Source organism: bacterium (Candidatus Blackallbacteria) CG13_big_fil_rev_8_21_14_2_50_49_14 (assembly GCA_002783405.1).
Taxonomy (GTDB): Bacteria; Cyanobacteriota; Sericytochromatia; order UBA7694; family UBA7694.
Genome location: PFGG01000045.1, coordinates 83,385 through 106,140, shown reverse-complemented (window position 1 = coordinate 106,140; position 22,756 = coordinate 83,385). Strand labels below are relative to the sequence as shown.

General features: G+C 45.9%; 20 protein-coding genes. 12 read left to right on the top strand and 8 right to left on the bottom strand.

Features of this window, described 5'->3' with window-relative positions:
* Position 1: 1 nt before the first annotated feature.
* Both COW20_11125 and COW20_11120 read right to left on the bottom strand, forming a co-directional pair.
* Entirely contained in the window at positions 2-826 is an 825-nt protein-coding gene (locus COW20_11125; GenBank protein PIW48079.1) for an L-asparaginase, read from the bottom strand.
* A gap of 209 nt (positions 827-1,035) precedes the next feature.
* The gene (locus COW20_11120; protein ID PIW48078.1) at positions 1,036-1,305 is read right to left on the bottom strand and encodes a hypothetical protein; all 270 of its coding nucleotides are present in this window, start codon (positions 1,303-1,305) and stop codon (positions 1,036-1,038) included.
* A gap of 205 nt (positions 1,306-1,510) precedes the next feature.
* Here COW20_11120 and COW20_11115 point away from each other — a divergent pair, with 205 nt between their 5' ends.
* The 5 genes from COW20_11115 (at position 1,511) to COW20_11095 (ending at position 6,242) form a co-directional block, all read left to right on the top strand.
* On the top strand, positions 1,511-2,686 hold the full coding sequence (locus tag COW20_11115) for a hypothetical protein (GenBank protein ID PIW48077.1): 1,176 nt from the start codon (positions 1,511-1,513) through the stop codon (positions 2,684-2,686).
* Between the two features lie 177 nt (positions 2,687-2,863).
* Entirely contained in the window at positions 2,864-3,814 is a 951-nt protein-coding gene (locus tag COW20_11110; GenBank protein ID PIW48076.1) for a hypothetical protein, read from the top strand.
* Positions 3,815-3,985: 171 nt separating this feature from the next.
* Entirely contained in the window at positions 3,986-4,792 is an 807-nt protein-coding gene (locus tag COW20_11105) for a hypothetical protein (protein ID PIW48075.1), read from the top strand.
* Between the two features lie 299 nt (positions 4,793-5,091).
* Complete coding sequence (locus tag COW20_11100; protein ID PIW48074.1) at positions 5,092-5,721, top strand: hypothetical protein; 630 nt, start codon at positions 5,092-5,094, stop codon at positions 5,719-5,721.
* 224 nt (positions 5,722-5,945) lie between these two features.
* Positions 5,946-6,242, top strand: coding sequence for a hypothetical protein (locus COW20_11095; protein ID PIW48073.1), 297 nt, complete (start codon positions 5,946-5,948; stop codon positions 6,240-6,242).
* Between the two features lie 212 nt (positions 6,243-6,454).
* Here COW20_11095 and COW20_11090 read toward each other — a convergent pair whose 3' ends face one another.
* On the bottom strand, positions 6,455-7,330 hold the full coding sequence (locus COW20_11090; GenBank protein PIW48072.1) for an AraC family transcriptional regulator: 876 nt from the start codon (positions 7,328-7,330) through the stop codon (positions 6,455-6,457).
* Positions 7,331-7,548: 218 nt separating this feature from the next.
* Between COW20_11090 and COW20_11085 the strand changes: the two genes are divergently transcribed.
* The gene (locus COW20_11085) at positions 7,549-8,496 is read left to right on the top strand and encodes an aldo/keto reductase (protein ID PIW48071.1); all 948 of its coding nucleotides are present in this window, start codon (positions 7,549-7,551) and stop codon (positions 8,494-8,496) included.
* Positions 8,497-8,557: 61 nt separating this feature from the next.
* On the opposite strand, the gene COW20_11080 is transcribed toward COW20_11085, so the two are convergent.
* Both COW20_11080 and COW20_11075 read right to left on the bottom strand, forming a co-directional pair.
* A complete protein-coding gene (locus tag COW20_11080) occupies positions 8,558-9,382 on the bottom strand; it encodes a hypothetical protein (GenBank protein ID PIW48070.1) in 825 nt (274 codons plus the stop codon).
* Between the two features lie 16 nt (positions 9,383-9,398).
* Complete coding sequence (locus tag COW20_11075; protein PIW48069.1) at positions 9,399-11,120, bottom strand: hypothetical protein; 1,722 nt, start codon at positions 11,118-11,120, stop codon at positions 9,399-9,401.
* Positions 11,121-11,237: 117 nt separating this feature from the next.
* On the opposite strand from COW20_11075, the gene COW20_11070 reads away from it, so the two are divergent.
* Positions 11,238-12,497, top strand: coding sequence for a hypothetical protein (locus COW20_11070; protein PIW48068.1), 1,260 nt, complete (start codon positions 11,238-11,240; stop codon positions 12,495-12,497).
* 231 nt (positions 12,498-12,728) lie between these two features.
* Positions 12,729-14,474, top strand: coding sequence for a hypothetical protein (locus COW20_11065; protein PIW48067.1), 1,746 nt, complete (start codon positions 12,729-12,731; stop codon positions 14,472-14,474).
* Between the two features lie 393 nt (positions 14,475-14,867).
* Here the strand turns inward: COW20_11065 and COW20_11060 are convergent, their stop codons facing one another.
* The 3 genes from COW20_11060 to COW20_11050 form a co-directional block, all read right to left on the bottom strand.
* Positions 14,868-15,662: a hypothetical protein gene (locus COW20_11060; GenBank protein ID PIW48087.1), complete on the bottom strand. Its 795-nt coding sequence runs from the start codon at positions 15,660-15,662 to the stop codon at positions 14,868-14,870.
* A 1,368-nt stretch (positions 15,663-17,030) separates the two neighbouring features.
* Positions 17,031-17,654, bottom strand: coding sequence for a hypothetical protein (locus COW20_11055; GenBank protein ID PIW48066.1), 624 nt, complete (start codon positions 17,652-17,654; stop codon positions 17,031-17,033).
* Between the two features lie 313 nt (positions 17,655-17,967).
* Positions 17,968-19,113, bottom strand: a complete 1,146-nt coding sequence (locus COW20_11050; GenBank protein PIW48065.1) for a murein transglycosylase A — start codon at positions 19,111-19,113, stop codon at positions 17,968-17,970.
* A gap of 363 nt (positions 19,114-19,476) precedes the next feature.
* Between COW20_11050 and COW20_11045 the strand changes: the two genes are divergently transcribed.
* The 4 genes from COW20_11045 (at position 19,477) to COW20_11030 (ending at position 22,727) form a co-directional block, all read left to right on the top strand.
* Entirely contained in the window at positions 19,477-19,665 is a 189-nt protein-coding gene (locus COW20_11045; GenBank protein ID PIW48064.1) for a hypothetical protein, read from the top strand.
* The gene (locus COW20_11040; protein ID PIW48063.1) at positions 19,662-21,137 is read left to right on the top strand and encodes a hypothetical protein; all 1,476 of its coding nucleotides are present in this window, start codon (positions 19,662-19,664) and stop codon (positions 21,135-21,137) included. Before COW20_11045 ends, COW20_11040 begins: the two co-directional genes overlap by 4 nt.
* Positions 21,056-21,763 carry a hypothetical protein gene (locus tag COW20_11035; protein ID PIW48062.1) on the top strand — a complete coding sequence of 236 codons (708 nt, stop codon included), beginning with the start codon at positions 21,056-21,058 and terminating at the stop codon, positions 21,761-21,763. The genes COW20_11040 and COW20_11035 overlap by 82 nt, the downstream gene beginning before the upstream one ends.
* Before the next feature lie 133 nt (positions 21,764-21,896).
* Positions 21,897-22,727: a DUF2797 domain-containing protein gene (locus COW20_11030; GenBank protein ID PIW48061.1), complete on the top strand. Its 831-nt coding sequence runs from the start codon at positions 21,897-21,899 to the stop codon at positions 22,725-22,727.
* Positions 22,728-22,756 lie beyond the last annotated feature (29 nt).

The window sequence follows — 22,756 nt, the reverse complement described above, 5'->3', positions numbered from 1 at the left end:
TTTAGTCTCTCTCTGTTTGCTGCGACCAAGCCATGCCATTGCGAGACTGGGCGGCAAAGTCATTTTTGGTGAGGATAATCAAGCCAATATCCACGCTGGGGTCGAAAAGACTGAGGGCTTTGGCTGCGGCCTCTGTGGGGCTAAGCTCAGCCAGCCAATTGTAGACTTCTTTGGCCAAGAGCTTGAGGGCAATAAACTCACCGTCGCCGGTGCAGGCCACGGCCCCCTCTGGGCCACAAAAGAGGCCACAGCCCGGCAGCGGCACATCGCCAACACGCCCGAGGGCAGCTTGAGCGAGTCCACCGGAACTAAGTGCTGCGGCAAAGACTTTGCCATCGAAGGTCACGGCCCCAACGGTATCGCAGGCCGGGGCCTGATCTGGGCTGGGATGATGGTTGGCTTGGGGATTGGATTTGGGGCTTTGGCGGGTAGTCCAAAACGGAATGGCCTGCTGCTGGGCAAATAATCGGGCCCCGTCTGCCACCAGCAGAATGCAGGGCGAGTAGAGCAAGACCCCCTGGGCCAAATCAATCGGGTTTTGAACATCTTCGACACAGGCCACGGCACCAAATTGGCCTGCGCTGGTCATGCAGGAGGCATCCATTTGCATGGTTTTACCATCGGCGCGCAGACGCGAGCCTGTGCCCGCATTGAAGCGGGGATCGTCTTCTAAGTATTTGACAGCCTGAACTGCGGCTGCCAAAGCGGATTGGCCCTGCTCCAGAAGAGCCAAGCCCTGAACGGCTGCGGCTTGAGGGCCGTCTGAATTCTGGGGATTTGAGCCTGCACCCCCGTGGGTTAAGATCGCTCGTTTAAAACGCTGCATAGATTACCTCGGGATTTGTTGCGACAAAAGCATAACAGCACCACAGGAGAGTGGTTGCTGGTCTGGGATAAATGAAGAGAAAGATTCTAGAAAGCTTTGCCTTTCATGGTACATGTTTAGCGTAGCGTAAAAGTCGAGGCAAGAGAAGGGTTGAACAGGTCGAAAAAAAAGTATGGAAACACCCTGTGAGAATTGTAAAAAATTAGAATTCAACATCGCAGAGCTGCCTGGGTTGTTGGCGAAGCTTGCTGAACCATTTCGTTGAGCGGGAACGGGATACCCGCATTTTTCACCACCGCTAGCAAAACGATGAAACAGGCTGCCGCTGGCCTGGCAGAGTGGTCTTGAGCTTTTAGCTCTGTCCTTTTGTGCTGCGCTCGCTCATCACCCTCGAACTCAAACAGGTCGATTACGGTATCGAATACCTCGATGAGATGCCTCCCCGCGTTGCCTTCGACGGATGCCTTGCGCAGAGCCAAACATCGCTTCTGGATTGAATTCGGCTCATCATGCCCATTGACAGCAGCTTTTGGGGCTTAATTTTGGCAGCATTGCTCAAATTTTGAAATGATCAATTTATAAGCTGCGAGAAAAAAAATGAAAAAAAATCAGAAAATTACCTTGACTAAAATAATGTTAACGCCGTATACTTGAATTATCAAAACCACAGCAAGAGGTTAAAAAATGCAAAGCATCCCAAATACCCCTGTCAGCACCCCCATTCCTGCTCCCCTTTCACCCAAACCCACTGCCCCCAGCCAAGTTTCTGAACCCGTAAAAACAACCGAAAGCTCTGTGGCTCCTTCTGAATCTCCACAAAAAACAAAAACGCCAACAACCATGGCGGAATTATTTAAAAGTGCTACTCCCAGTGTGATCAGCGAACGCGCTCAGGATATGCCCCAGCCAGCCCGTGTCGTTCAAGATAAGCGGGTAGAATTGCTCAAAGATTTTGATGAAAAGTTCAGCTTTAAAATGATCGATTACGATGCCAGCAAACTGAAAGCCACCTCGATTTTAAATAAGTTGATAGGGTTCAGCCGGAATTCCATTCAATTTGAACAATCATCCACAAGTGGAAAAATTGGCTTATCTCCCAAAGTTAAATGCATGAATCTCATCTTGATGAAATTTAACCCCCGTTCAGATTCAGCCTCCAAGATTGAAGCCAATCGCTTTCTGGCCTATGCTCATAAAGAATATTGTAGTGAAAACACAGAGTATATTTTGGAATCACGCGATCTAAACAAGATCATCAACCGCCATGGTTTAGATTCTCCCGAAGCCACCAAACAGATGAAATTTCTCCATTTGCATTATGTATCCTCAAATGAAGTTGGCAACAAGCAGATAAATATTTCTTCGGCATGCCGATTTCAATCAGAACGAGCCTATCAAAATTTACTGCAAGCCGAGCAGAAACATCTTGCCAATCCCAGTGAAGAGACTGAAAATGCTTTAAAAAACTGTCGGACTGAACTGCTGACATCTCTTTCATCTGCTTCAGATCAAGTCATCGGCGTTTTAAACACTGACACCTTTACGCGTTATCGGGCGCAAAGAAAATCGTTTGGTGATGATCTCCAATCTACCAAACAAGGCAGAATCTGGAGAGAATTTCGCGCAGCGAATAAGCGCTTTATCGACAGCCCCCAGGCAACAATGGATGCGACCAAAAAATTTTTCCAGTCTTGGGGAAAATTTAACAAGGCAATTCTGAATGTCTTCTTTTTTAATACCATGCCCGAAAACAACGACGAAGTCAACACGATCCAAGACAGTCGTAAGGCCATGGCACATTTTCAGAACTGGGAAAATGGTGTGAATCGTAAAACCCCCGCAGACTATGGCCTTCACTAATTCATAAACTCTTTGACACGGCAGAAAACTCTGCCGTGTATTTTTTGGGCCTTGTTGATGGTTGAAAAAATAGCGGATTTGATTTTTCAGGAATTTTGAAATTTTTCAGGGTACACTAATATCTAGAACCAGGGTTTTAATAAATTAGGATAATATTGCTATTGAAGGAGAATACAAATGCTGGGTTTGAAACAGCGATTGATGTTCAAGTTTGTACCTGAAAGCAGTAAACCTCTTGAAGAATATGGGGAAGATCCTGACGATTGCTACGTATTGGCCTGTCAACTTTTGGATGAAATTCAGGCTGGAGGCTTTGAAAACAAAGCTGGGCTGCTTGAAGTGCACCGACTTTTGCAGACGGCCCTGCGTAAAATTCCTCATGAAGCCCGTTTTCTGATCGAAATGGCCCGTCTGCTCTATCTCTTGGGAGATTCAGGGAGTGCCAAGGTCTATTTAAAACAAATTCTCGACCAGGATCCTGAACATGCTGAGGCTCAGGAACTCTTTCAATACATTGAATACGAAACCTCACTCTCTGAGGATGAGCGTTGGGCGAGAGATTTGGAACGATTTTCAGCTTTGCGTTTTCCGAAATCCCAGACTGAATATGATGCGTTTTACGAACGGGTTCTTCGGTTTACCCAAGAGCAGGTGCGTTATCTTTTGCAAAGTGAAATTAACCACACCTTGACCCTTGATGAGGAAAATTCAGAGCTGCAAAGTATTCTCTACCAGCAGACTCTGGCCGTTAAAGCGCAAATTGAAGAATCCCTTGATGTGCTCGAAGCGGAATTTGAGACCAGTGAAATCCGGCTGCAGATGCGCCCTCTGGAACAACTTCAAGAGCGCTTGTTTAAAGCCCTTCATTACAATGGTGCCTTTCAGATTCTCCAGGATGGCTGTGAAGCATTACAGGAAGAAGCTTTGCAATTGCTCAAGCAAATGAATCAGCTTAGCGAAGAAGAGCGTGAAGCAACCCTGAATCAACTCATGGAAGACTGTGACGCCCTGGCAGATGATCTTGATGATATCGAACTTGAAACGGGCAGTAACCTGATTATGCAGGAATACGAACGTTTGCTCAAACTGGTTCAACATTTGGTTGATGTCTTCGATGAAGTTCAATGATGTCCTCTCAGCTTTTTCTGCCTGAAAGGCGGGAGCTGAGCAAAACGATTCAGTTCAGTCAATGCTTTTGGCCCGGGCACTTCTAATAAACTTTCATCATGCGCTCAAAATCCGTGTCTTGACGGCTCAAGACACAGGAAAATCAAGATTGGAGAGACTTGACAGAATAAAGTGATAGAGCAAATTCAAGATTCATTCGTAAGTGATTTAGCTCTTGCCCATCGTCTGGCAGACATGGCTGATAAATATGCTTTATCTTTTTTTCAAACCAACTTTTCACCAATATTGAAGCAGGATGGAACGCCAGTAACAAGAATAGATTTTGAAATTGAACAAAAAATGAAGACTATTCTTTCTAAAGAGCGCCCTGATGATGCTATTTTGGGGGAAGAATTTGGCCTAACCAAACAAGCTAATCGCTGTTGGATTTTAGATCCCATTGATGGGACTTCTGAATACATTGCGGGTAAAAAATACTGGGGAACCCATATTGCTTTAGAAGAAAATGACGAACTCATACTGGGTTTAATTAGTCGCCCAGCTTTGAATCGAAGGTGGTGGGCAACGAAAGGAAAAGGAGCATATCATGCCAAATCATTTGATCTAGATGAGCCTTTGCCTGTCAACCTATCATTATCCAAACATCTTTCTCAAAGCAAAATAGCCATTTGGGAACGAGTTCAAACTAAACGGGTAGAGAAATTTCAAGATATGTCAGTTTGGATTCCACCATCACTGAAAAATATGATCGAGTTTCTAGATGGTGAAATTGATGCTTTTGTTGATGTGATTGGAAAACCTTGGGACCATGCTCCTGTTGCCATTATTGTTGAAGAGGCTGGTGGTACTTTTCAAGATTCCCAAGGTGGACGCAGAATTGATCTTGGGGAGGTTCGCTATACTAATGGCAAGATCGACACTGAATTTTTTCGGATTCTAACTCACTTTCAGGATCTTGAGGAGAAACATTTATTCTGAGTATTTTTGAACTCCAGGCAGGATCCCTGCCAACACAGCACTTTGAGCTGACAAGGCACTTGCGTGGCGTTGCGATCTCAATAAGGTGCTGATGGTGCGTTGCATAGAGAATCCACTCCTGATAATCATATGAGTCAGTTGAGCATCGCAGTGTTGTCCTTGTCGGTTGGGCTTGAAAACGCGTCTATGCTCAAGGCTTTAGTGTCGAAGCCTTTACAGAGGTTATTGTGGTAAGTTAAAGCGTTATCTGGGGCTCACTTCTTTGATTTACCAGGGACAAAGAGACTATTCGTTTTTGAGTGATAAAGTGGCAATTTGATCAACAGAATCCGTCAGCTGTCGTGCTGGTTTTATGGCGAACGCTCTATTCATTGGGAGAAATTATGATGCTTGAGCTAGATATTGGCAACAATATTAAAATGAAAATATTGGAGAAAAGAGAATGCCAATATTTTTTTGATTATATTGACAGAGATAGAAAAAACTGTGAAAGATGGATTCCCTTTGTCAGCAAAACAAAAACGGTAAGGGATGCTGAAGCCTATATTTCCAAATTTTTGGAAATATTTAAAAATGGTGAGGGTTATTTTTGGGGGCTTTGGGAGCATAAGAAGATTATCGGTTTGGTTTTGATCAAAGACATAAATCATGATTTAAGTGTTGCGGAAATTGGTTATATGATTGATAAGGAGTATGAAGGGAAGAAAATAGTAAAAAAAGCATGTGATTTAATGATTAATTTCATATTTGATGAGCTAAAATTGAATAAAATTAGAATTTGTTGTAATGATAAAAATAATAAGAGCATTGTATTCCCTGAAAAATATGGCTTTAAACTTGAAGGCGTGATTCGAAATGATGTAATAATCAATAACGAAATATGCAATACGATGTATTGGGGATTGCTAAGGGACGAATATAAAAAATAATGGGCCTGCCGTAAAAAAGAACAATATGCAACGGTTAGTTTTCAGCTTAAAAACAGGCGACTATAAGACGTATTGGAACTTCTATTTGGAGCAAGAGAGGAAAAGGAATGATGTGGTCAGAATCCCTGAAACCAAACCCCAAGTCGCCTTGGTGTCTTTTAATTCGTCTCGAAAAACAATCACAGCATGCAACTTTCAAGAACCCTTCAAGCGGCAAATAATATATGTTCGTTAAACTTCAGGAAAGCCTTTCCACACATTTACAACTTTCGTTTCATCTATCTTCTCGTTGGTTGAAAGAGCACCCCTTCTTTTCCCTGCAATTGCCTTTGCCGAGTGAGACCGCTTCAGAACAGTTAGAACCCACAATGAGGCAAGCGCTTCATTTTTGGTTACAGGATCAACCCAATTTGCTGTGTGAGCAGCCAGAGCTGAGATTGAAAGGCCAAGACTTTCCACATATCCTGAAGGTGAACCCCTTCAGGCCTTTACTTCTCTGGTTGAAATTGTTTCAGCTGTGATCTAAGCGGTGGAGAGGAGTCCAGACTTTTAGCCTCACCGTCTAGATCTGCAATCTGCCACTGGTGAGGAGGCAGGGCACAAGCTCCTGATTGAAAGTTTTCCTTTGTTCAGAACAAGCCATCTTGGGGGCTTAGATTCGGCCAGCTCAAAATTCCGGCCCATGATTTTGCCCTTCTGGCTGAAGCTATGGGCCTTAAGCAGTTTTCAAGTGCTAGGCATGGATGCGCAGCTCATGGCGTGGAGAGGCTCCAAATTTTCGGGCGTACTCTCGGCTAAATTGAGTTGGACTTTCATAGCCGACATCAAAGGCAATCTGGCTGACTGAATTTCGGCCTTCGCTCAATAGGCGTCTTGCTTCCAGCAGACGGAGTGCCTTTTGGTATTGCAAGGGAGTGGTTCCGGTAATCGATTTAAAATGCTGATAAAACGAAGAGGCACTCATGCCGACATGTCGGGCTAAATCTGAAACAGGCAAAGGGGACGCGAAGTTTTTTCGCACATGTTCAATGGCTCGCGAAATACGACTGGCATGGCTGTCATGCCAAAGCAAGTGGCGCAGCATGCCGCCATGTGCAGCGATCAGCAGGCGAAAATGAATTTCTTTAAACAGCAGGGGCGAGAGAATCTTTTCTTCGAGTGGCTTGTCGATCAGATCCAGATAGCGGCTGAAAGTTTCGATGAGTGCTTTATCTGTCTGGTGGACGGCTAAAGACTGCTCCTCATGGCTTGGCAAGGCCAGTTCAGCTATCTGTTCATAGAGGCTGCGCAGGAGCGCGAGATCGATACTGAGAATGAGGGCCAGATAGGGTCGAGCTGGGCTGGCCTCTGTGATTCGAGATTGCACAGGCAATTCATGACTTACAATCAGGGATTCACCGGCTCCAAAATGGAATGTTCGCTCTGCCAATCTCGTTTCTTTACGCCCTTGGAGAATTATGCAAATAACAGGTTCATAGAGCATTGTCTCTAAGGGGGTTGCTTGGGTACAGCGTAGCAATTTAAGGCCAGGCAGTGGCTTGAGTAAATAACGGCTATTTTCAGCCTCAAAAAGCTTTGCTACCTTGCTGCTTAAACCAGAAATCTGCATGTCTCTCATGTTTTTGAGTGTATGCCAGTACAAATCAGAAATCAAGCTCTCTTCTAAATACTTAGAGGATCAGGCAATAATTTTGGAGAATTTGGCAGGTCTGTGAAGCTTGGGAAACGTATAATCTCAATTAAGACTTTGGGGATTCTTGGCTTTGAATCCTCTCAAATTCAGTATCTTTTGAAGATCTAAATATTGACAAAGGGAGATCCTGATTGATGAAAGTAGTGACTCTTGGAACACAGGGCCTGCGGGTGCCAGCCATTGGTTTGGGATGCATGGGGATGTCGGATTTTTACGGTTCCTCTTCAGAAACGCAAAATCTGAGTGTACTTGACCGGGCTGCAGACCTGGGGTGTACTTTCTGGGATACCTCAGACATGTATGGCCCCTTTACCAATGAACTTTTGTTGTCTAAAGCCCTGAAGGGGCGTCGTGCGCAGATCACCCTTGCGACCAAATTTGGCATTTCACGGGGAGAAGACGGCAGTTGGCAAGGAATCAAAGGCAATGCAGAGTATGTAAAGGCTGCTTGCGATGCTTCTTTGAAGCGCTTGGGAACTGATTATATCGATCTCTATTACCAACACCGTATAGACCCCAACACTGAAATCGAGGAAACCGTGGCAGCCATGGCTGAACTTGTGAAGGCAGGAAAAGTTCGCTATCTTGGCTTGTCAGAGGCTGACTCAGAAACCCTTGCCCGTGCACATGCTGTGCATCCGATCAGTGCACTCCAGACCGAGTATTCTTTGTGGTCGCGCGAAGTGGAGGCTGAAATTCTTCCCACCCTTCGACGCTTGGAGATTGGATTTGTGGCGTATAGTCCGTTGGGGCGGGGATTTTTATCGGGTGCGATTCGCTCTAGAAGTGATTTAGAACCTGGAGATTGGCGTTTGGAAAATCCAAGATTTAGTGAAGAAGCCATTGCCCAAAATATCCGCTTGGCCGATGCTGTTGCTGAAATTGCACATGAAATAGATGCCACGCCTGCCCAGGTGGCTTTGGCTTGGCTGCTTTCGCGTGATGTTGCCACGATACCAGGGACACGGAGAATTGAACGCCTGGAAGAAAATTGGGCAGCTCAAGAGCTTCGCTTAGAATCAGAGCAGATAGAGCGTTTGTCCTCGCTGATCAATCAGGGGATAGCTGGGGAACGCTATTGAACCGCATGAAAAATCCGCATGCGCCTGAAAGCGTTCAAGCGTGGGTTGGGTCATCCGTTTGCTATTCTGGAAGTGCTTTTAGCCCTTGAACCAGCGCTTTTAAAATCTGAGCCTCTGGCGTCCAGCCAAGTTGAGGAAAGGTCTGTCTGAATTTAGCCAGCGATAGCAGCGGGGCCCGTGCCGGGGGGCCAGGTTGGAATTGAATTTGGGGAGAATGGCCGCACTGTCTTTCGACCTCTTGGGCCAGGCGCAGAATCAGGGTATGAAAGTCAGTTGGGGGGGCGGCTAAATTAAAAGCTTGGTTCCAGTGGGGGCCAGGGCTTAGCAAGCTCGGCAGCCAACGCGCCAGATCCTGCACATAAAGCGAGTCATGGTTTCGGGGCGGCAAATACAGCGTAAGGGTTTCCTGTCTCATCAGGCGCTTGGCAGCTTGGGCAATAAAACTTCTTCCGGCCTGTTCACCGTTCCAACCCCAGATGAGGGTGGGTCGCAGAATCAAAAAGGGGTGACCGCTTGCGAGCAACAGGCGTTCGGCCTGGATTTTACTTTGGCCATAGGCTTCTGCCGAAGCCAAGGGAGAATCTTCTTGCAAGGGTTCTGAATGGGGAGCATAAACCGCCCGGCTGGAAAAATAGACAATCGGGATTTTCGGATGGGCAAGCCCCTTGAGCAAGCTTTGAAACCCCAGGAAATTGGTTTCAAAGCATTCTGTTTCGCGATGGCGGAGCGCACCGGCAAGATGTATGACGCAATCAGGGTGCAATGATTCAGGTTGAATCTCCGCCAAGCGAGCAGTGAGCCGTTTGAGCTCAAATTGGGGTTCAAGCATTTTGGCCAGGGCGTGGCCCAGATAGCCACTGGTGCCCGTTAAGAGGACTTCTTTCATTGAGCAGATCGCTTTTTCATAGATCTTGCTCTGAGGGCCTTGACAAGTAACCAGGATGCTCGGGTCGTTCAAGCCTTGGAACTGCCCGTTCTGGGGCCTGGCTGTCAGATATGGGCAAGAGAATTTCGATTAAAAAGGGGCCCTTGAGGACCTGCTTTTCTGCCAGAATATTGGCAAGGTCGGCGGGGCTGTTTACCTGTTGGGCAGGAACCCCCAAACTCTTGGCAAAAACAGTCCATTGAATCGGGGGCAATTGTAAAAGGGATTGGCTTGAGGGGCTTTCCGCTAGCCTTTGCGCCACGCTGCCCAGGGTGCCATTTTTGAAAACCACAAACAAAATGGGCAAGCGATGTAACGCCGCTGTGCTGATTTCTGTGCCCTGCATGCGCATTGAGCCGTCTCCTGTTAGCACCACCACAGGCTTTTGCTGTGCAAAGGCTGCGCCTATTCCTGCGCCAATGGCCCAGCCCATTGCTCCCACCTCTGAAGAGATATAAAAGGTATCAGGCTGGAGGGCCTGCCAGAGTGAACCTGCATTGCGCTTGACCAGTCCTGCATCGACAAACACTGGGGCCGTGGGCTCTATGGCCTGGCGTAAAAGTTTGAAGTAAGTGGCCAAAGTCTCACGTTCAGGGGGCTGTAACTTGGCGGGCCGTTCCTTGATGAACTTCAGCCAAGCTAACCTTTGTGCCCGGAGCGATTCTGGGAGGGGGGGAATCTGAGTGGCCAGGGCTTCTAAAATCGCGTTGGGATTGGCTGAAATGACCTCCAATTGGGGGAAAGCCTTTGCCCATTGAGGTTGCGTGGTCTGATCCACCCAAAGGATACTGCGCTTGCCCGTGAGCAGATCCGCATGCCAGGACAGGGTATTGCGTTCTGAGGGTCGAACCCCCAAAACCACCAAGGTTTCGAGTTCCTCACTCAAGAGCAGCTGTTCGGCCCTACTATTTCCCCCAAATCCAAAGACCCCCATACTCAAAGGGTGATTCTCTGGCAACAGGCCTTTGGCGCGCAAACTGGTGATAACCGGGATCTGCAGCGAATTTGCCAATGATTCAAGTTGAGGCGCTGCCAGCGAGGCCTTCAAACTTGAGCCCACCCATAAGGCGCATTTTACTGAAGATTTTAGCTTATCCCCTAACTGTCTGATTCGTTCTGGAGAAAGAGGCGGTGTTTCGGTTATCGTTAACTTGAGGGCCGGAAGATCGGCCTCTAAAGGTTTTTCCCAAAGATCGACGGGAATCTGAAGATGAAGGGGGCCAGCTGGCCAGGCCTTTAAGCAGGTCTGGGCTTGCGCCAAAATCTTTGGGGCTTCTGCTGGATCCTGAATTCTCCAGCTTTTCAGCATCAGTGGTTCCAGCCAGGCAGATTGGTTTAATAATGCTGGCCCTGGGTTTTGAAATGCGTGTAAATCAGCTAGCTTGGAGTCGACATCTCCTGTCACAAGCAGCAAGGGAATCTGTTCGGTTTTTACAGTCAGAAGTGCGGTCATGGCATGACTGGCACCAGGCCCCCCCATCACAGCCATAATGCCTGGTTTGCCCGTCACGCGACTATAACCATCGGCCATATAACCTGCGCTGACCTCATGACTGCAGCACACAGCTTTTAAGCTTTGATCTTCAGCCAAGGCCTGCACGAGTGGATCCAAAGTTGCGCCGGGCACCAGAAAAATCGGGGTCACATCCAAAGATTCCAAAAAAGCCAAAAAATAATGAATCAGACTTGTGGTGGTCATGCAAATTGCTCGAGAAAGTAACTGAGCTTAATTTTAGCACGGACAATCAACGCCATCTGTCGTTAATTTGTTGACGTCTGTCATTCACACACCTGAACTGCAATTTTAGAATGGGTTATGCATAAAATAAAAAAAATCTTACTGACAAGTTTACTGAGCTTTTTCCCATTTTTTAGTCTTCAAGCCCAGGGTCTACCTGACGATGCACCCCAGACAGTTCAAACAGAGAGCGAATCTCAAGAGAGGGCTGGTTACTTTCGACAGTTTCAAGCCCCGCTTCCACTGTCCTACAGTCCTGAAATCCCTGCGCGCATGGGTATTTTTGGAAATCAAGTGTTTCAGGACTTGAATCAAAATTTTTTAAGGTCTTTGATTCCCGGTTGGGTAGGGAATATTCTCAGTGAAACATGGTCCATTTTTTGGACCTATGAATTTACGATTTGGTCTCATGAGTTTGGGCATTGGACACGGGCTGCGCAGGTGAATAGTCAGTTTATCTTCCATGATCTGAATCCGTTTTTTCCTACTACCACAGTTGAAATGGCAGAAAATGCCAGTCTTAGAGACCGGGCCTTGCTTTCAGTGGGCGGTTTTGAAGTAAATAGTATGATTGCACGGCAGAGCCAAATCGAACTCTATAAAAACAATGCTGCCTTTGCCGATACCTTGGTACATGGCTGGGTCAATAAATCTTTTTTTCCGATTTATGCGTTTCTGGTAATTCCACAAAATCCTGCGATTCCTGAAACTTGGCAAAAAACAGCGGGTGATCCTGTCCATTTTATCTTGCCCACTTACCAACTTTACAGTGGCAAAGAGCCTGTTAGCGCCGACAATCGAGTACAACCCGATCTGATTCAATATTATAACGAAGCTGTCACCCTCAGTCTGGCTTGGGAATTACTCGATCCCTTGTTTTACCAAACGCTATGGGATGGTGTGATTCATAAACCCACAAACGATGATGAGCCAATAAAACCCTGGATTTTGCTCGGGGATGAGCGTTTTGGATGGAGTTATGGCACGCTGTTTAACCCTTCTCCATTGGGTTATGAATTGTATTTAAATCATTTTTTTAAAATCGATCACAAACTCTTTCTGCTCTATTTGAAGTATGGCCGCCCTATGCAAAATCTTGGCATGGGAATCAATTTTCCTGAAATTATCAAAACCGATGATTTTAGCGCTGGCATTCAGTTTGACCTCTGGCAACAGGAGCAATTTAATACTGGGATGGCAATCAGAGCTGATTTTGAATGGTTTTTTGATCGGCATTGGGGGGTATTTTTGAATGGGGGTTGGAAGAGTGCTGGCTATCTCTTAGGGCAGCCCCTGAATGCAGGCGTTTTCATCTATAGCGGTCTGAGTTTTCGTTGAGCCTATTTCTTTGCTTCTGCTCTTTTTTCCCTAACCCTAAAATCTTATATATACAGAGGAGATCAAGTGGTTTTTCAAACCCTGTCATTTTTGATTTGAGCTCAGAATTGTATCTGAAAGCTGAATTGAGTATAATCGAATTGTTTTGATGGGCTATCGTTCTTTATTCCAGACCTGCTATTTTTTTGATAAAGCGAGGCCTTTTTTACTAATTTTTGAAGGGCGTAGAAAATGTCTCAACTTAAACATTTAGAGGTTCTAGCCAGTCTTTTTACGGTTTTTACTTTACTCAATGCGTGTACTCCAGTAGTCTCGATCAACACTACTAAAAGCCCAAGCAGTATACCCATGATAAGATCTACTAATTCGAATCTCTGGGAATCAGCTGATTCAATCAAGCTTTCGCCAACGCCAGAACCGTCAAGCTCTCCTTCAGCAAGTGTTTTGAATGAACAAAATGTGGCTGAAGTCCCCACCTCAATGAAATTTGATAAAAGAGCTCAATTTTTTGAAACCTCTGATCCTCTGATGCCCTTTGTACTTTTTTTCGATTCAAGTGTAATTCAAAGCCAAATATATTCAGTTTCTGGTGACACTTTGGTTGAGAAATTTCAAGAAAAACTAAATAAAAATCCGGGCAATCCTGAAGTTATTTTTGATTTATCTTCAGCTTATCTTTTAGCTGGAAAACCTGAAAGGACGATTGAACTGATAAAAGCATTTACGAACAGTTCAACTCCGGCAATTCACGCACTTTTTAATCAATGTCTGGCCTTGCTAAAACTTGAAAAATTTAACGAAATTGAAGCTGTAGTGAAGCAACTAAATGACTTTTCAAAACAGCCTGAGGCTTATATGCAATCTGAGGCTTTGTATATACTGTTGACGGAAATAGAGCTAAGAACCTATCCTTTAAATGCCTATGGAATAGATTCTAATTTTCTGAATAAATTGTATGATTATCTGGAAAAAGCAAAAGATGATAAATTGTTTGGGTTGCTCTTATACTCCAAGTTTGCCCGATATGAAATAACTCTTTTTTCAAGAAGCAATGAAATGCAACTTTCTCAGGCTTTAAATATCAATCCCAATTCGGTTTTGTTTAAGTCTGCTTTTGCAAGAGAATTGCTGTTCCTGAGGCGATATGATGCGGCTCAAAAATTACTGGATGAAGCGATTGAGAGTGACCCTCACTCTGCTGATGTTCTGCTATCTCAGGCTATAAAGTATTGGGCGATGTCAAATCCAGAGACAGATATCGTAAAAGCTTTTGAAAAGGTTATTTCTCTTGCTCCAAAATGGCATTTGCCTGTCGTCTTGCTTTCTGATTTTTATGCTGAGAAGAAAAAATACAATGAGTCTGCTAATACTTTAATTAAATTTCTAAAAGCAACTCAATATTCTATGAATGCAGTCTATTATAAGCTGGCTGGCTCACTTCTGCAGGTTGCCAGATTTCAAGAGGCGATTGAATATTACAATGCCTTTAAACCCTCGATTTTCATTGAAGAAATAAATCTCAGAACCAATAGAGCCTATGCCTATGGTGCTTTAAAAACCCCAGAAGGCCGTGGACATGCGATTGAAGACTATACCTATATTATTGAAAAAACTGCCAAGCTTGTTCCCACTGTAACGCCGGATTTCAGCGAATTAGACTATTGGAAGGCGCTAGACAGTCGTTCTATTATGTATTTTGAAGACAATCAGTTTCAAAAATCATATGAAGATATTTTAACTCTGCATAAACTTGATCCTAAAAACAACGATATCAAATACAATTTGACAGGGGTATTAGGGGCGATGGGCCGATACGAAGAGTCCATAAAAGTTGGACTCGAAATTCCAGACACCTATTCAAAGATAAAACTCGTTTACAATAATATTTCTATGGCCTATGCTTTCTTAAAGAAATGTGAAGAGTCTGAGAAATATGCCCGTATGGCAGGGGTTACACCCAAGACATGTCAACTCTAAGAGAATTGAGCAATCAATGTCAATGACTGAGTAAATTGATCATATCTTGAACGCTCTGGGTGATTGGTGCAGCGAAAGGATCCATTCTATCAGAGCATGGATCAAAAAGAGGAGCCTGATCTCGGCTAAGAAATTAAGTGGAATAGCCCTTGGATATGCGATTCTTCACAGCTTGTTATAAGATGAGGCACTGCTCAGTTCATCATCTTGCCTATTCTTTCAGGAAGAGATAACCATTGAAACAATTTTATATGAGCGAAAAAAACTAATTTGTATTGAAAACGTGCATATTTTGATATTAGTGTTCAAATTTTCATGATAGACATAAGTAAGTTGATGAAGTGAAAGAAATGTTCTTGGAGTAGGTTTTCCTCGTTAGATCTTACATTATATTTAAAGCAATTCAGGAGTGAGTAAATCACTCGGACTGAGTGTAAAATTCAGCGCGGGGTAATCAAAATCCATTTCCTGGTTCTCACGCCTTCGCCATGCTAAAAACGCTTGTCGCTCTTCTGGTGTGGCCAAATGAAGCTGCTGCCCATCAGCCAATTGAACAGGAGCGCTGCGATAATTCACAAAGGTTTTAGCACTCCGAAAGGTTACACCCAGCCAGTTATTCTCTGGTGTGGTTGGCGTTTTTTCGAGCATGATTTTGTGGCGAAACAGCCGGTTTGTGGCGACTGAGAAAATTACCACACAATGATGTTTCAGTGCTATTTCAAAAATTTCCCCAGTCGCTTTGGCTTCGATCACGAGTTTTCGCAGGGGGAAGGCCTGTTCAGGGTTTTGATAACATGAGTAGAGTGCGATCCAGGAATCGCGTTCTAAATCCAGTGCCAGATCTGAATGACTGCCCATCTGGGTATAGGCCTTGTTATAGATTTCAATCAGGGCATTGTTAAATTTTGAGGTCAGGGAAGTGCGCTCAAGAATCATTTGGGCCAAGTGCTCATGAACCGGAGCAAAAATTTGGGCTGGGAACTGAAACTCAGCAGTGGTTCGAACCAGGGGAAACAGATCTTCTGAGTTTGGCAGAACCAATAGACCTCCTTGCCGTCCTTTGCCTTGCATTTCAAAGCGTGTAGCGGCCTTCAGGGCTTCAAACAGATTGTCTTGTGGGGGCAAATCATAGACCAAAAACGCATCCTTTGAGTGACAGACAGGAGCCAAATAATCTCCCTGATTCATACTGAATAAAAATTGATCTCCGTAGGCGATCTGAGCTGTTGATTTATTTTCTTCGCGGTACAAAGACCGCAATTCATTAAGGCCCTCAGAAGATGGCGTTTCTAAGGGAATTGCTTGATGACCTTGCTTTAAAAAGGTTTGGCCCTGATTGTGCAGGGCTTCGGTTTTAGAACAGCGAACCACGTAACCCAGACGGGTAGGCAGTTTTTCTGCATCTAACATAGAAGATTGAATTGTATGGGTGTACAGGCGATTGGTCGATAAAGGCATGAGAAAGAGTGAATGGGGATAGAGGGTCAGTGTAAATTCAAGCGGATAATTTCCTGCACTTTCTGGCGCTTTGTGGCGGAAATGCAATTTTGTCAATCCACTGGTTTGATAGAGTCCATAATCAAAAGGGTCTTCTGAGAGCGGTTTTAGTTTTTCGAGTTCATGGTAAAACGTGCAAAATGCCATGATGCCATTGACAGACATGTCCTTGGTTTTATCTGCATGGGCTGAAATTTTTGCTTTGCTTTGCTTCTGGTTTTCGCTGGCTGGAGAATTGTGATAAATTTGCGCAAGCACGTGATTTAAAGGGGCCGGAGATCTGAAAAAAAGGGCGGCCTCTTGGTTCAGGGCATTGATAATTTGATGATCTGTTGCTTGAAAATTCTCTGTTGGACCTTCAAGATTTGTCGAGCAGCGAAGCAAGTGAAAATGCAGCCCCTCCGTATCTTGTTTGACGGGGGTTAAATAAATCCCTGTGCGCCGAGCGACCCCAGGTTTGGTTGACTCTCTCAAAATTTGAAATGTGTGTTCAGATTGAATGGCATGGAAATAATCAATCTCAGTGTCAAAATAGCGGCGATAATAGATACCCAGACCATGAAGATTGAGGGGAACCTGTCCCAAACTCACTGCTTGCCATCCCGTTTCGAGTTCGCCCTGGGACAGTTCACGAATAACCCTCACCGCTTTGGCCTCACTGAAATCAAGTTCGCGGGTCCGACTGAGATCGCCACAGAGATAAAGAGTGGCCTCTTTGAAGCGGGGAAGCTGCTCGGGGTGAGAATCAAAGCGCAGGATACTTCCACAAAAGTCTTCTAGCCCCCAAACAGGGTCTTGTTCAGAGAACATGAGCAGAAAAGTGGCCTGTGGATCGATAAGGGTCTCTTGTGCAAGCGTGGTTTTCATTCCAGAACCTGTATTTTAATTTGATTCCTATTCGCCCTAATTATACCCGATAGGGAGACAACTTCCTGTTGGCTTTTACAGAGCGAAAGCATTTTCTCGCTCAGGGTATCAAAAAAATCTGAGGGCGCAAATCCGAGATTCTCAAGGCATTGCAAAGCGTTCAGAATAAAGTGAGGCTTCAGTGGCTTTGTTTCAATTCGGAGCCGGGGGCAAGCCTGCTGTGCTTGCCTCTTTCCAGCGTTTGGGGATTGGATCCCGGCTGATATCTATCTGGTCTTTGCCCTGGGCCTTCATCTGCAATTGGGGACAATTCAGTTTCCATTCAAGTTCCCATTGCGTAGAGTCACCCAAAATGTGGTGGGTTTGTTCGCCCTTATGTTTTATGATTTTTAATTCAAATTCAGAAGCATATTCCGTATAGTAGATGGGGTCATTGCCATACTCTTTGCGAAAACGTGAACAGCTGGCAAGTGCCTGTGATTTATTGAGGATTTGACCTTCTTTGAGATAATCTGAGTGAAAGGCGATGGAATAGGTGGGCGTATATAACAGCGTATGATCACCCTCAGTGGGATCGAGTATCACCTTCACCACTTTGTCTTCCTCATAGAGAAAGCCAAAGCTGTCCTTACCTCCGCCGCATAACTCAATCGATTTAAATGTGTAAAATCCAAACTCACCACAGTTTAAATCAAATAAGACGGTTTGAAAGTTGGGCAAATCGAGAAGGCCGAGATCTTCCTGGAATTGCTGGCAGGCACTCAGACTGAGAGATGCAGCCAGCAGGAAGAATAACCTGTGCAATGTTTTTAGCATAGACCCATCCAACACTCCTAATTTATCCACTTTAAGCATGAGCATCACTTGGGGCTCTCGCTTTATAGCCAAGATTCCACATTCTAGAATGACGATTGCTTGCTTGCTTGTCAATCCTTTGAAATGAAAAATGGCTGCGCCGCTGCTTTGTTTTGGCCCGACAGGCCCGTGAACGTGGAATTATCCCTTTGGTGCTGTATTGGTCAATGCGGAGGGCCAAAGCGATTGAAGTGATTGGCCCGCTTTTGTCTGAAGAAGGACGTACTGTGCATCTGGGGGGCTGGGAAGCTTAGCCGCCGCAGACCTCTGTGCGCTATTTTCGTGGCATTAACAACCACAGGCGGCCATAATGATGCATATGACCTGCTTTGGCTTGGGCTTCGGGGCCCGCTCCCATATACAGATCGACATGACCAGGGCCTTTGATGGCCCCCCCCGTATCCTGGGCCACCAGCAGGCGGTAGCTGTGTCCGATCCATTCTCCCTGCGGGTTGAGCAAGGGGATTTCGGCCAAAAGCACACTGCCCAGGGGAATCATTTTGGGATCGACGGCAATTGAAATTTCAGGAACCACTTCGGTACTTAAGCTGCCTTTGGGGCCTGTTTTGACCTTGTCAAAGAAAGTGTAACTTTGATTGTGCGCCAAATATTCAGGCAAGAGTTCGGGATGCAATTCAAAAAACTCACGAATTGCATTCAGTGAAATCTGCTGGGCTGGGACATGTCCTTTTTCAACCAAGAGGCGTCCCACGCTGCTGTAGGGCAAGCCATTCTGGCCGCCATACTGAAAGGTGAAATTTTCGCCTGTATCCACAAAAGAGGCAAGGCCTGAACCCTGAACCTGTAAAAAAAAGATATCCAAGAGATTTTCGGCATAGGCAATTTCAAGCCCCAATCCTTTTAAAGCCCCCGCTTGATCAATTTCAGCTCGGCTGGGTATATGTCCTCCGGGCCAGGCACTGGGCTTGCGATAGAGGGGATATTTAAACTGGGCGTCGGGTTTAGCTTTGACCCGGATCAGTGGAGCGAAATAGGCTGTAAATTGGGTATTGCCACAGCCATCTTCGCCCTGAATTAAATAGGCTGTAAAGTTTTGGCTGATTTGACTTATGTGGGGTTTGGCTGGCAACTGGGCAATGGTTTCTGCGATTTTAATCAGGTCTGAGGCACTGAGTTGTAACTGTTCAGATCGCCAGAAAGGTCGCCCTGGCAAAACTGAACGCTGGCGCTGAAGGGACAATTGAAGTGCCTGCGCCTGTTCAGCCAGATCCAATTCTAAATCTGGCAATTGGACGGGGGTATACAGGCTTTTCAGACACTCAAATTTACGTTTGCCATTGCCTTCAAACTCATAGCCCTTTCCCGTTTGATCAGGGGGGGAGGTCGCTTGTGCAAGAGACTGAAGTGGCATGCCAATTAAGCAGGCGCAAAGCAAATAGAAGGGAACGTATTTTTTCATCGCAATATTTAAGCTCAATTCGATTGTTCAAAGCCGGCCAAGAGACTTTCGGCAAGAGGCTTTCAGATTGTATAGCATTATCATATAGCATCATCATATAGCATGTTGAAAAACAAAAGTAAGCCCTGTCGAGAGAAATATACGCTGAAAGCTTTTCTTGACTTGTGTCCTTGCCTATAATATAAGCGTTTTGGGCAAGTTTGACTGAGCCACATGCGTGTGGAAAGCAAAAGGGGGAAGATCTCATTCGATTGAAAATGGCTTCGCTTGAGGCTATACTTTTAGTTCATTGTTTGATATTGAGGCAAGCCGGGTGTGGATAGCTTAAGTGCGTGTTTTGTCACGGTTTTTGGAGAAGCAGTATTGCAGGAATTGGAAAGCCTTGAATACGGCATTTCTGCTGAATGGAACTCGCTGGCGCATATCCAGTTAATTTCTGAACTTGAGGCGAGATTTGGTTTGCGTCTTGATGCCGCTGAGATCCTTGCTATGAAAAATTTTGCTGCCATTCAGGCCTATTTGCTTGCAGCGGGACACCTGTGTTTGCCATGAAGCTTCCCTTTCTGAGTGGCGATTTAGGAGCGCTGGTAAGCCTTGCCGAGGGTGTGCGCCTGCGTCCTGAAGACCTGCGCGAACAGATCGCACTGCGCATGCAGATTTTTCAAGCACTGGGTTTCAGGGCGGGCCAGTTTGTGCTTTTGGCCCATGGCAATTCGCATTATTTCTTTCTTGACCTGTTTGCACTGTGGGAATTGGGACTGTGTTGTATACCCGTTGATACTCAATTAAGTCAGCCAGAGCTGCTCAACCTGGCGCGACATTCAGGCAGTGTGGGACTGATCTACCGCAAAGTAATTCCGCATCAAGATCTACAGGCAGAATTGGGGGGCGAATTTTTATGGCTTGAAACAGAAAGCTTGAGCGAAATGCCAGTAAAGTTTTCAATACAGCCAGACTCTGGCGTGGATTGGGACGCCCCCGCGCTGATTCTGTATACCTCGGGTTCAACTGGGGAGCCCAAAGGGGTGGTGCATAGTTTTCGCAGTTTGCTTGCCCGTCTTTATCTCTTGCGTCCCTATGTGCCGCTTTCCCGCTTGGAGCGAAGCCTGAATCTCTTGCCTACCCATTTTGGGCATGGACTGATATGCAATTGTCTCTATCCCTTGCTCAATGGCAAAACCCTGATTTTGCTCCCTCCTTTCAGTCTGAATACGCTAAAAGATTTGGGGGAGATCCTCACTCAAGAGCGCATTCGTTTTATGAGTTCTGTACCTTCGCTGTGGAAAATGGCGCTCAAACTTTCTGCGCCTCCTTCACAAGACACTTTGGAACTTGTCCATTGTGGCTCGGCTCCCCTGAGCCTGGATTTAAGAAAACAAATTCAGGAGTGGACCCGCATTGATCGGGTCAAAAATACCTATGGAATAACCGAAACGGGAAGCTGGCTGGCAGGAACCGAAGAGAACTGTACCCAATTTTGTGATGGCTATATTGGCGAAGCCTGGGGCTCAGATCTTTGGGTGATTCAAGATCAGGAAGCTGTGATTGAAACCTGTAAGCCGGGAGAGGTGGGAAAGGTCTTGGTAAGAACACCCGCCTTGATGCAAGGCTATTACAAGCGCCCAGACCTGACCCAGGCAGCACTTCTCAATGGCTGGTTTCAGACGGGTGATTTGGGCTATTTAGATGCCAAGGGGCGTTTGGTGCTGGTGGGCAGAAAACGACATGAAATTAACCGGGGCGGCATGAAAATTTATCCAGAAGATTTGGACCTGGCCCTGGAACGCAGCCCCCTGGTCAAGGAAGCTTGCACCTTTGCCTATCCCGATGAGATAGCCGGACAAAATATTGGCGTGGCCTTGGTGCTTACTGATGGGGTCGATTTAAGAACTGTCAAAGATTGGTTCAAAACCCAAATTTCAGCGCATAAAATGCCCACTCAATGGTATCCCGTTGCGCAAATTCCGAAAACCTCACGGGGCAAGCTCAATCGCGAAAGGGTGGCGCAAGCTGTCAGGCCATGAAATTGATAATCTGGGGCGTCGGCGGCTTGGCGCAAATGCTGACAGAACTCATTGAAAGCTATCCAGAATGGCACTTGGTGGGATTTATTGTCGATGATCCCGCTCCCCCTGAGCAGTTTATGGGGTATCCCGTGCTGGGAAACCGCCAGTATCTGGAATCCTTAGACCCCCAAGCTGTTCAAGTCGTTCCCGCCGCTTATTTGCCAGCCAACCGAGAAATCATGGTGATTTATCTTCGCCAGTTGGGTTTTGATTCTCCCACCCTGATTGCAAAGTCAGCCTGGTTGAGTCCCTCGGTTTCGCTGGGCAAAGGGGTGATGGTGCTCGACCGGGCTGTAATTCAAAGCCAGGCCCAGATGGGTGATTTTGATTTGATTCATACGGGCTGTATTCTCAGCCACAATGTCAGGCTTGGGCCCTTTGTCACCCTCTTTGCGGGGGCAACCGTTTTGGGAAAGGTCGAAATTGAAACCGGTGCCCAAGTCGGGGGCGGAGCCACCCTGCTTTCTACTATCCAGATTGGGGCAAATGCCAAAGTAGGTGTGGGTTCTGTCGTGATTCAGAATGTGGCAGCGGGCACGACGGTCATGGGAAATCCTGCCCGCGTTTTCAGCGTACCAGGTTAGGCCTGCGGACCCTCGAACAGATAAAACGCCTTGACCTTTGCCAAAGTCCTGTAGGATTCTGAAGAGAGGTTATGGTGAACCCTTAGATTATCAAATAAGACTGAAGATTCAATCATCTGAAAAGGAAACTTACATGCCCTTGATTGCGACTGGTTCCATATCCAAAATGAAAGCAAAGCTGGAGACCCCCGTTCATTACCATTTGCCTGTGGGAGAGCAGCTTGTGGATATGAATGCCCTTTTGGGGCAGCAGATCCGCCTGGTTTTTACAGGAAAAATATTTTGCCAACACTGTGGTCGCGCCACTTCAAAAAGTTTCAGCCAGGGTTATTGTTATCCCTGCATGACCACCCTTGCCCAATGTGACAGCTGTATTATGAGCCCAGAAAAATGTCATTTTGCCCAGGGTACCTGCCGCGAACCTGAGTGGGGTCAAAGCCATTGCATGATTGATCATTATGTTTATTTGGCAAATGCTTCAGGTATCAAGGTGGGAATTACCCGCACCAGCCAAGTGCCCACGCGCTGGATTGATCAGGGTGCGGTGCAGGCCTTACCTATTCTGCGGGTTTCAAGCCGCTATCTCTCGGGCCTGGCTGAAGTGCTGTTTAAAACACAGGTTTCAGATAAAACCAATTGGCGTAAAATGTTGAAAAATGAAGTCGAAGCGTTGGATTTGGCACAAGCGCGAGATCAACTTTTCAATCAGCTTGAAAATGAATTCAAAAGCTTTGTACAAACCCAGGAATCCGATGCCGTTCAATTTTTAGAGGCAGCTGAAAGCGTGAATATCGACTATCCGGTACTTGAATACCCCCAAAAAGTCAGCTCTTTCAATTTGGACAAAGACCCCCAGGTTGCCGGGGAGCTAAGAGGCATCAAAGGGCAATACCTGATTTTTTCAGAAGGGGTGATCAATCTGAGAAAATATACGGGTTACCAACTGGAAGTCTACACTGAATAGAAGGGCAAAGCCCCTCTCGATTGGCTGGG